General features: G+C 66.6%; 10 protein-coding genes. 5 read left to right on the forward strand and 5 right to left on the reverse strand.

What is annotated here, in order from left to right; genetic code table 11:
- On the reverse strand, window positions 1–559 hold a 559-nt coding region (locus tag RMO40_RS23170; protein ID WP_309725960.1), incomplete at its 3' end, for a glutathione S-transferase family protein.
- Between the two features lie 40 nt (window positions 560–599).
- Here RMO40_RS23170 and RMO40_RS23175 point away from each other — a divergent pair.
- A complete protein-coding gene (locus RMO40_RS23175; protein WP_309725961.1) occupies window positions 600–1,973 on the forward strand; it encodes a cation:proton antiporter domain-containing protein in 1,374 nt (457 codons plus the stop codon).
- A 37-nt stretch (window positions 1,974–2,010) separates the two neighbouring features.
- Here the strand turns inward: RMO40_RS23175 and RMO40_RS23180 are convergent, their stop codons facing one another.
- Window positions 2,011–2,529: a hypothetical protein gene (locus RMO40_RS23180; protein ID WP_309725962.1), complete on the reverse strand. Its 519-nt coding sequence runs from the start codon at window positions 2,527–2,529 to the stop codon at window positions 2,011–2,013.
- A gap of 269 nt (window positions 2,530–2,798) precedes the next feature.
- Between RMO40_RS23180 and RMO40_RS23185 the strand changes: the two genes are divergently transcribed.
- Window positions 2,799–2,990, forward strand: a complete 192-nt coding sequence (locus RMO40_RS23185) for a hypothetical protein (protein WP_309725963.1) — start codon at window positions 2,799–2,801, stop codon at window positions 2,988–2,990.
- Between the two features lie 10 nt (window positions 2,991–3,000).
- Here the strand turns inward: RMO40_RS23185 and RMO40_RS23190 are convergent, their stop codons facing one another.
- Together RMO40_RS23190 and RMO40_RS23195 are read right to left on the reverse strand one after the other, a co-directional pair.
- Window positions 3,001–4,020 (reverse strand): extracellular catalytic domain type 1 short-chain-length polyhydroxyalkanoate depolymerase, encoded by a 1,020-nt coding sequence (locus tag RMO40_RS23190; RefSeq protein ID WP_309725964.1) that lies wholly within the window; start codon window positions 4,018–4,020, stop codon window positions 3,001–3,003.
- Between the two features lie 25 nt (window positions 4,021–4,045).
- The gene (locus tag RMO40_RS23195) at window positions 4,046–4,405 is read right to left on the reverse strand and encodes a hypothetical protein (RefSeq protein WP_309725965.1); all 360 of its coding nucleotides are present in this window, start codon (window positions 4,403–4,405) and stop codon (window positions 4,046–4,048) included.
- Window positions 4,406–4,725: 320 nt separating this feature from the next.
- Here RMO40_RS23195 and RMO40_RS23200 point away from each other — a divergent pair, with 320 nt between their 5' ends.
- Together RMO40_RS23200 and RMO40_RS23205 are read left to right on the forward strand one after the other, a co-directional pair.
- Window positions 4,726–4,965 (forward strand): hypothetical protein, encoded by a 240-nt coding sequence (locus tag RMO40_RS23200; RefSeq protein ID WP_309725966.1) that lies wholly within the window; start codon window positions 4,726–4,728, stop codon window positions 4,963–4,965.
- Between the two features lie 47 nt (window positions 4,966–5,012).
- A complete protein-coding gene (locus RMO40_RS23205) occupies window positions 5,013–6,092 on the forward strand; it encodes an MBL fold metallo-hydrolase (RefSeq protein ID WP_309725967.1) in 1,080 nt (359 codons plus the stop codon).
- 258 nt (window positions 6,093–6,350) lie between these two features.
- On the opposite strand, the gene RMO40_RS23210 is transcribed toward RMO40_RS23205, so the two are convergent.
- Window positions 6,351–8,600, reverse strand: coding sequence for a helicase-related protein (locus tag RMO40_RS23210; protein WP_309725968.1), 2,250 nt, complete (start codon window positions 8,598–8,600; stop codon window positions 6,351–6,353).
- A 60-nt stretch (window positions 8,601–8,660) separates the two neighbouring features.
- On the opposite strand from RMO40_RS23210, the gene RMO40_RS23215 reads away from it, so the two are divergent.
- Window positions 8,661–9,100, forward strand: a 440-nt coding sequence (locus tag RMO40_RS23215; RefSeq protein WP_309725969.1) for a DEAD/DEAH box helicase, incomplete at its 3' end; no start/stop codon positions are given.

The raw sequence follows: 9,100 nt of genomic DNA on the forward strand, positions 1-9,100 counted from the left end.
AGCGCAAGCCCTCGATCAGCTGAAAGAGCGACAGGTCGGCATAACTCAGCTTGCCGCCCACCAGGTGGCGCGGCCCGCCGGTGTTGCGAGCCACGACGGCCTCGAACCAATGCAAAAACTTCGGCATGCGCTCGCGGCAGAAGGACTCGGCGCGGCGGCGTGCTTCGGGCTTCTGGTCTTCGTAGTAAAGCCCGGTGCTGATGGGGTGGTGGGTGTCGTGCGCCTCGGTCACCATGTCGGCAATGGTGAGCTGGATCTGCTGCGTCCACGCCCTCGCCTGCTCGCTGCGCGCCACCAGCTTCAGCGTGGGCCCGAGGTAATGCAGGATCGCGGCCGTCTGCCCCACGAGCACGGCACCGTCTTTCAGGAAGGGTGGTGCAAACGGCGGGTGCACTTCGCTGTCGTTTTCCAGGTGGTCCAGCATGGCCGGCATGCCCTGCCCAGCCTTGCCCGTGACGCGCGCCACGTCGATGTACGGCGCGCCAGCGGCCTCCAGCGCCAGCCGCACAAATTCGCCTCGGCCCTGGATGGTGGGCCAGTAATGCAGTTCGTAACTCATGGGCGCGACTGTAGTCTGCCGGCCCGGCGTATCCTGCCGAATGACTTTTGCACTCTGGCTCACACTGGGCGGCGCGATCCTGGTGGTGATGGCACTGAGCGGCTCGATGCTGTCTCGCATGCCCGTCAGCACCTCCATGCTCTACCTGCTGGCCGGGCTGGCGCTCGGGCCCTGGGGGCTGGCACTCGCCGCACCCACCGTGGTCGACAACGCCAAGCTGCTCGAGCACGTGACCGAGGTCATCGTGCTGCTGTCGCTCTTCACCGCCGGGTTGAAGATGAGCGTGGGGCTTCACGACAAGCGGTGGTTTTCACCGCTGCGCCTGGCGCTCGTGTCCATGCTCGCCACGGTGGCGCTGATTGCGGCGGCCGGCTACTGGCTGCTCGGGCTGCCCTTGGGTGTGGCGGTGTTGCTGGGCGGCATCCTCGCTCCGACCGACCCGGTGCTGGCCACCGAGGTGCAGGTCAGCGACCCAGCTGACCGCGACCAGGTGCGCTTTGCGCTGACCGGCGAAGGCGGGCTCAACGATGGCACGGCGTTTCCAGTCGTGATGCTCGGGCTGGGCCTGCTCGGGGCCCACGAGATCGGTGACATGGGCTGGCGCTGGGTGGCGGTCGACGTGCTCTGGGCTTGCGGTGCAGGCCTCGCCATCGGTGCCGCGTGGGGCACCGGCCTGGGCCGGCTCGTGCTGTACCTGCGCCACCATCACCAGGAGGCCGTGGGCTACGAAAACTTTCTGGCGCTGGGTCTCATCGGGCTCGCTTATGGCTGCGCTGTGCTCGCCTCTGCCTATGGCTTTCTGGCCGTGTTCGCCGCCGGCCTGGCGCTGCGCCGCACGGCGCAAGCCGGTACCGCTGCGGCGGCAGCGTCGCTGGGACAGGCGCCCGAGCGAGCCCCGGCAGCGGCGACCAGCGCCGTGGTCGAACAAGCGCATCACAGCCCGCAGCCCGGTTTGGCCACTCAGATCGCAACCGACCCGCAGCACGCGCCGGCCTACTTGGCGCATTCCGTGCTGAGCTTCAACGAACAGCTCGACCGCATTGGCGAAATGGCGGGCGTGGTCATGCTGGGCATGCTGCTGTGGGCGGTGCCGTGGGTGCCGGCGGCGTGGTGGTTCGTGCCGCTCGTGCTGCTGCTGGTGCGCCCGCTGTCGGTGGCTGTCGGCCTGGCTGGCTCGCGCCGCACGACCACCGGACAGCGGCGTCTGATCGGGTGGTTCGGCATCCGCGGGATCGGTTCGCTCTACTACCTGGCCTACGCGCTCAACCATGGTCTGCCGGATGAACATGCACAAACGCTGGTGGCGTTGACGGTTGCAGTGGTCGTGAGCTCGATCGTGGTGCACGGTGTCTCGGTGACGCCGCTGATGGCCCGGTACCGCCGCCGCACCCGCAAGGCGGCTGGCGGACCTTGATCGCCGTGCGGCAACCCACTGCCGCACGGCTTTCAAACTATCGGTAAACGTCTTGGGCGCGGCTGCTCGTCCAGGTGTTGTTGATGTATTCCGCGTCGTCATCGTTGCGGGGGCGGAAGCCCATCAAGATGCCGCCTTTGCGCAGGCCTTCGTCGTAGCGCTTCACGCGCTCCTCAGGCATGCCCCAACCCACCAGCGCACCCACCAGGCCGCCCGTGGCCGCACCAGCGCCAGCGCCCGCAATGGCCGCTGCGAGCGGGCCGGCGATCACCAGCCCCAAGCCAGGGATGGCGATGCTCGTGCCCACGGCCGCCACGGCCGCTGCAATGGCGCCGAGCGTCCCGCCGATGGCGCCACCCACACCAGCACCTTCAGCCGCCTTGTTGCCGAGTTCGGTTTCGGTCCCGGCCGCGGCGAAATGGCGCTGCTTGGTGTCATCAGACATCACGAGGTTGACGTCTTTCGACGAATAGCCGCGTTCCGACAAGGCGTTGTAGCCACGTTCGGCGCTTTCGCGGTCTGGGAAGAGCCCGGTCATCAAAGGTGTTTCATTCATGTCGAATCTCCTGCTTCTGGAAAATGGCCACGGCCGACGCCGGAGCCTGCCGCTCGTGCGAATTTGACGAGTGCAATGACTGTCGACTTTTGAGTGTTCTTGCGCTGTCAGCCGGGGGCGCCCGCGCGGCGTCGCAAGTGTGCTGAATCGACGTCAGGCTGCTCCTACATGCGCTGCATATCGGTTTGGCGCGAATTTGTGCTTCATATCTGCGGTCTCGCCGCGCGCGATGGGTGCCAGACTGGGCCACCTCCGCTCACCATGCCGCCATGACAGCCAAACCGCAGTTGTTCCGTCTTTATGGCGTCGGGCTCGCTTGTACGCTGGTCGGCGCCTGGCTCACCGAGATGTCTGGGTCACTGCTGCCGCTGGCGCTGGGCGCCTCCGTCACACTGATGTGCACGTTTCAGGTGGTCAAATCGATCCGCGCCAAGCGTGCGCCGCGCAGCGGTTCGCGCTAGTTTTCAAGCCTCACGCCCGAAACTGCTTGGCCGCGAACGCCCAGGCCATGCGTGAGGCATCGGGGCCCTGAGCGTCGCTGAAGGGCTGCTTGGCCGCGCCACCACTCCAGGCGTGGCCCAGACGATCGACTTCAACCAGCGTGGCGACGGTGCGCCGCAGGTGCTTGAAGTCAGTCACCGTCATCGGGTAACGCTGGCCTCGTTGCAGGCTTCGCCCTGTATGAGCATGTGCCCCGGCTGCATGGGCCCAGTGTTGAGCGGCGGCCGGGCCGTTGCTGGCCACCACCACGGAATCGGCACGGCCCTGTATCACCATCAGGGGCGGCAACAACTCGGCCTTCATCGTCACGGCGACCGGGGGCCGGCGGCGGCTGCGGTGGCCATGCATGGCACCGATCGCCGACAAGCCCGAATGGGCCGAACCGGGCGCGATGCCCGAGTGCATCACCACTGCCTTGAAGCGTGTGGGGTAGCGCGTGGCCAGCATCGCCGCCATGCTCGCCCCCGATGACAAGCCCGCCACGGCCACCCGCGTGCGGTCTGCCGGGTAGAGCAGGCACACCTGGTCCACCGCCTGCATGATGAGCGCTGCCTCGCCATAGGCGCGGCCGGAGTCGGTGTCAAACCAGTTCCAGCAGCCGTGCAGGTTGGAGATGCGGTCCTGCTCGGGATAAAGCACCAGAAAACGCTCGCGAGCGGCCACGCCATTCATGCGTGTGCTGTGGGCAAAACTTTTGGCGTCTTGGCCACAGCCATGCAGCATCACGAGCAGCGGCAAACGTTCGCCCAAAGCGATGCCCGGCGGGCGAAACAGCTTGAAGCTGCGCGCGCCTGTCGGGCCCATGACCATGCCGCTGAGCCAGTCGCCCGCGCCCGGTGGTGGCCTCGCCTTGGCCTTGGCCCGCGCCAACACCGGCCTCAGCGTCTGCTTGACCGACCGGTTGCCCGCCCCCAGGGCGTGGCGCGTCATTGCATGAAAGCTGCGCTGCCAGGTCTTGGCCCAAGCCGCACCCGGCCTGCGTTTGCTCATGCGTTCAGTCGCGGCTCAGAGTCGATCAGCGGCTTCGCTTGCTGCGCGCGGTGCTCGCCTCGATCACGTTGCCGCCGACCTCTTGTGCACGCTTCACCATCTCGGCCTGGCCCAGCGCCAGCGCGGCCATGCCGCTTTGGCTCAACTCGGTCGCGAACTCGGTGTAGTTCTTCATGATGCCCTGGGTGAGCTGGGCGAAGGCGTTCGTCTGCGCCAGGCCAGAAGCAGATTTCTGGCCTTGTTGCAGCATGTTCTGGGCAGTGGCCATCGATTGCGCCATCACCTCGGGCGAGGTGGAAAACTGCGTCAGCAGTTCCATGTTGGCCTGGGCCAGCTTGAGCAGCGGCTGCATGGCCGACTGCATGGCTTGATTGACTTGATCCATGAGAGTTCCTTGGTGAAAAAGTGTTGAATACGAGCAAGCACGCTTGGCAAGCAGATCGGCCTTGCGTGCAGACATCTCTGCCCCCCATTGCAGGGCGGGGTTCAGTAGAGATCGGGTGGGTTCAGAAAATCAGGGCGATCAGCATGATCGTGGTGACCATGGTGCGCAAAGGAGAAGCCCCGGGATGCGGGAACATCCACCGCATTCGCGTAGGAAAACCGCTTGTCTGCCCCCGCGTGCGCCGGCGAACGGACACGGCGCCCGTGCGCTGCTAAGGTGGCGCGGCCGCAGGTTTTGCGGCCTCACAAACCCGAGCGCCCATGTACCTGTGGCTCAAGAATCTGTTGACGCGGCAAAAGCCCCTTGACACCGCTACTGACCGGCAGCATGCCATCAATCTCATCACCGCGGTCGACGCCGGCGGCATCCCGCTGAACGCGGCGCGGGTCAACCACATCGCGCGGGCCCTAGGGCTGGACGTGTCTCGGCATGCGCGGGTAGAAGACACGATCGAGCGCATCAGGGCGGTGGTGGTCGAATCCCCACTGACTCGCGAGTGAAACCGCCGGGGCCTCCGGTGGGATGAGGCGTCGGGCACACTGGCCGCATGAGATATGCATTGCGCTCGTGCCTCGTGGCCTGTTGCCTCTTCGTTGCGGGCTGCGTCAGCAGCGGCGATTGCACCTCGCCCTATGCCAACTCACCGCAGTTCAAGGGCTGCCTTTTCGCCAACCCACCCAACCCGCTGACGCCACCCGGCGCGGGCACCTGGACCATCTGGTCACGCTTCGTATTTGCCGACAAGGTCGGCACGGTGCCGGTCGACGCCATTCCCGTGCGGCCGCTGACAACGGCTCAGCTGCAGGCGCTGGACGCGCAGGCCAACCACGTGGTGCGGCTCGGCCACTCGTCACACCTGTTGAAGCTGCAAGGCAAGTTCTGGCTGATCGACCCGGTGTTCGGCGAACGCGTGTCGCCCTTCAGCTTTGTCGGGCCGAAGCGATTTCACGAGCCGCCGCTCACGCTGCAACAGCTGCCGCCGATCGAGGGGCTCATCTTGTCTCACGACCACTACGATCACCTCGACGTGCCGACCATCGAGTACCTGGCGCGGCGGGTGCAACGCTATTTCGTACCGTTGGGCGTGAAGAGCCGGCTGATCGACATGGGCGTGCCCGCCGAGCGTGTGCAAGAGTTCGACTGGTGGCAGGCCGGCACACACGCCGGTGTGCAAGTCACCGCCACGCCGTCTCAGCACTTCTCAGGCCGAACCTTGACCGACCGCAACCGCACGCTGTGGGCCTCGTGGGTGATCCAGAGCGGCGAGCAACGCATCTATTACAGCGGCGACTCGGGCTACTTCGACGGCTTCAGGCAAATCGGCGAGCGCTTCGGCAGCTTCGACCTCGCCCTGATGGAAAACGGCGCCTACGACCCCCTCTGGCCTGCCGTTCACATGACACCCGAAGAAGGCGTCAAGGCCTTCCAGGACCTGCGCGGCAAGGTGCTGTATTCGGTGCACAACAGCACCTTCGACCTGGCCTTCCACACCTGGCAAGACCCGCTGGAGCGGCTGGCCAACCTGGCGGCGGCCAACGGCATCGAGCTGGCCACGCCCGAGATCGGCGAGGTGCTGACCGTGGGGCGGCCGCGCATCAACAAGCGATGGTGGGCGGGGTTGAAGTGAGTTTCTAGCCCCTTGCGGCATTTTGGCGGGCAGCTCCTGCAACTCTGGAGCAGGCGAGCCAGCGTCAGAGTGCTGCCGCATGACACCAGTCATTCCCGCGCAGGCGGGAATCCAGCATGCAAGCATGTCCCGGGCATCGATGAGGCGGCACCACGCCACGATCCTGGATTCCCGCGTGCGCGGGAATGACGGCTTCAGCAGTGGCACGTTTCCCCGGACAGCAGTGCGCCGACGCGGGTAGGACGGCGGCTGATCGCTTCAATGCCTTCGCCGCATCCCCGTCCTCACCTGCGCCAGCGGCCGCTTGCCCTTCAGCTGCCGCTCGATCCCGTCGTTAAGCTGGCTGCGCAGCTCGATCACGGCATCGACGTGGCCATAGACGCCCGGGAATCGCAGATCAAGCCATAACCACAGCGTGCATGAGCGCAGCGCCTGCTCCATGCGGTCGAGGCGGCTGTGGCTGTCGACCGCATCCAGGAACCAGGGCTTGCCGGCCTTGCCGGTGAGCGCGTGACTGCTGCTCCAGTCGAGGTACTCCTGCACCTGCGAATCGGTGCGGGTGTCGACCGGCGCCTGGGCATAGATGAAGCGCTCTTTCAGCGTCAGCCTGGCGGCGCTCTTGTCGAGCTGCTCGGCCAGCGTCAGCATCTGCTCCAGCTCGGCCACGGCGAAGTGGGCGTCGTCGAGCTTCAACTGCTCCATGAACACACCCAAGACCTCGCGCAGGCGGGTCATGTGCATGCGCGACGAGATGGTGTCGACGTGCCAGCCGTTCGGCGCCACCGGGGCCTTGAAGTCACGCGGAGCGCGAGGCGTCTTGGGCAGCAACTCTTTCAGCATCTTCGCCGCCGACGGTTCGGCTTCTTTCAGCACACCGACGAAGCCTTCGTCATGCATGCCGAAGCGCCCGGCCCGGCCGGCGATCTGGTGCACTTCAGACTCGTTCAGCGTGCGGTCGCCCTGCCCGTCGAACTTGGCCATGGTGCTGAACAGCACGCGCTGGATGGGCAGGTTGAGGCCCATGCCGATGGCGTCGGTGGCCACCAGCACATGCGACTCGCCGGTGGCAAAACGCTCGGCCTCGCGGCGCCGCACCTCGGGCGGCAGCGCGCCGTAAATCACTGACACCGGGTGGCCGTTGGCGGCAATCTGGTCGCGCAGCATCAGCACATCGCGGCGGCTGAAGGCGACCACCGCGTCGCCCAGCTTCAAGGCGCTGATGGGCACCGGGTGCGCCAGCAACTGCACATGCTGCTTGCGCTCGAAGTGCCGCACTGAGCAGCGCTCGCCGCACAAGCCCAGCAGGTTTTCAATCGCGGGCACGGCGTAGGCCGAGCAGATGATGATGACCTCGTTGGCGGGTACCGCCACGATCGCCTGCGTCCAGGCCCAGCCGCGGTAGGGGTCGAAGATCATCTGCGCTTCGTCGATCACCGCCACGTCGATGGGCTTGTTGGTGGAGACCATCTCGATGGTGCTCGACACCACCCGCGCGTTGTCGGCCGGCACGTTCTCTTCGCCCGTCAGCAGCGAGCAGGCCACACCCCGGCCGACCAGGCGGTCGCGGCCTTCGAGCGCCAGCAGGCGCAGGGGCGCGAGGTAAGCCCCGTCGTGGGCCTGCGCCAGGCGCTCGAAAGCAGCGTGGGTCTTGCCGCTGTTGGGCGGGCCCACGTAGAGCGTCACCGTGCGCTGCAGGTGGCGGGCTTTCGGGAAGGTGTCTGGGTAGCCCTGGAAAGCCAACTCGCTGTTCAGGCCCTCCAGCGTCTCCAGCTCGGTGACACGGTGCTCCCAGCGGTCTTGTGTGCGGGTGCAGGTGGCCTTGAGTTCGTTGAAATCGGCGGCGGTCTGCGGGGTGGCGCACTCCGATTGCAGGCGCGGCAGCAGCGAGTCGATGTGCTTGGGCTTGTGCGCGCGGCTGCGCGCGACCAGGCCATCCAGATGGGCCAGCAACTCGGCGGCATGGGGGTATGGGGGCGGCGAGCCCAGCGCGGCCAACAAGGCCGCCTTGTCGCCGCTGCGGTAGAACGCCCACACCGGCTCCGCATCGACAGGCACACGAAACAGCACCGGCACGCGCCAGCCCGCTTCGGCCAGCTGCAAGCTGTGGCTGATCAGGCGCGACCACTGGCCGGCGTCGCGCGACACGCCCAGCGCTTCGAGCGCGGCGGTGCGCTCCAGCATCAGCGGGCGCACATCGGGGCCGGTGCCCACGGCGTCGAGGTGCGCGATGGCGCTGTCGATCAGGTCGGGGGCGATCCAGCGGCTGGGTCGTGCGCCGGCCACCCCTTTTTGCAGCAACACCAGGCCCAGCTTGTCGAGGTGTTCTTCAAAGCCTGTTGTGCGCTCGGCGGTGTAGTCACCGGGTTTGACCACCTGAGGCAGCACGTAAGCGGCTTGCCGGATGCGCGCGAACAGCTCTTTGTCGATGTGGGCCGGCACACGCTTGGCGTGGCGAGGGTTCGGCAGATTCAGGGTTTCGGGCAGGCTTTTGGGCGGATTCGTGGACATGAACAGTTGGCAATTGAGCGTCAGGCACTCTAACCGTTGCGACGGCTCCGATAATCACGCATGAGCACACAGCCTTCTTTCAGCACCCTCCCCCTGCCCCCGGCCACGCTGGCCAACCTGGAACAGCTCGGCTACACCGGCATGACGCCGATCCAGGCGGCGGCCCTGCCTCTCGCACTGGCCGGCCACGACCTGATCGCCCAGGCCAAGACCGGCAGCGGCAAGACCGCCGCTTTTGCACTCGCCCTGCTGGCCAATCTCAACGTGCGGCGATTTGCGGTGCAGGCGCTGGTGTTGTGCCCCACCCGCGAGCTGGCCGACCAGGTGACGCTCGAAGTGCGCCGCCTGGCGCGCGCCGAAGACCACATCAAGGTGCTCACGCTCTGCGGCGGCGCGGTGCTGCGCACGCAGACGGCCAGCCTGGAGCACGGCGCCCACATCGTGGTGGGCACGCCGGGCCGCATCATGGATCATCTGGAGCGCGGCAGCCTGAAGCTCGA

The organism is Rhizobacter sp. (genome assembly GCF_031412075.1).
Lineage (GTDB): Bacteria > Pseudomonadota > Gammaproteobacteria > Burkholderiales > Burkholderiaceae_C > Rhizobacter.

Coding starts and splice junctions, on each gene's coding strand:
- RMO40_RS23180 (WP_309725962.1), bottom strand. CDS start 2,529: ATGAATGAAACACCTTTGATGACCGGGCTCTTCCCAGACCGCGAAAGC.
- RMO40_RS23200 (WP_309725966.1), top strand. CDS start 4,726: ATGTACCTGTGGCTCAAGAATCTGTTGACGCGGCAAAAGCCCCTTGAC.
- RMO40_RS23210 (WP_309725968.1), bottom strand. CDS start 8,600: ATGTCCACGAATCCGCCCAAAAGCCTGCCCGAAACCCTGAATCTGCCG.
- RMO40_RS23185 (WP_309725963.1), top strand. CDS start 2,799: ATGACAGCCAAACCGCAGTTGTTCCGTCTTTATGGCGTCGGGCTCGCT.
- RMO40_RS23195 (WP_309725965.1), bottom strand. CDS start 4,405: ATGGATCAAGTCAATCAAGCCATGCAGTCGGCCATGCAGCCGCTGCTC.
- RMO40_RS23205 (WP_309725967.1), top strand. CDS start 5,013: ATGAGATATGCATTGCGCTCGTGCCTCGTGGCCTGTTGCCTCTTCGTT.
- RMO40_RS23190 (WP_309725964.1), bottom strand. CDS start 4,020: ATGAGCAAACGCAGGCCGGGTGCGGCTTGGGCCAAGACCTGGCAGCGC.
- RMO40_RS23175 (WP_309725961.1), top strand. CDS start 600: ATGACTTTTGCACTCTGGCTCACACTGGGCGGCGCGATCCTGGTGGTG.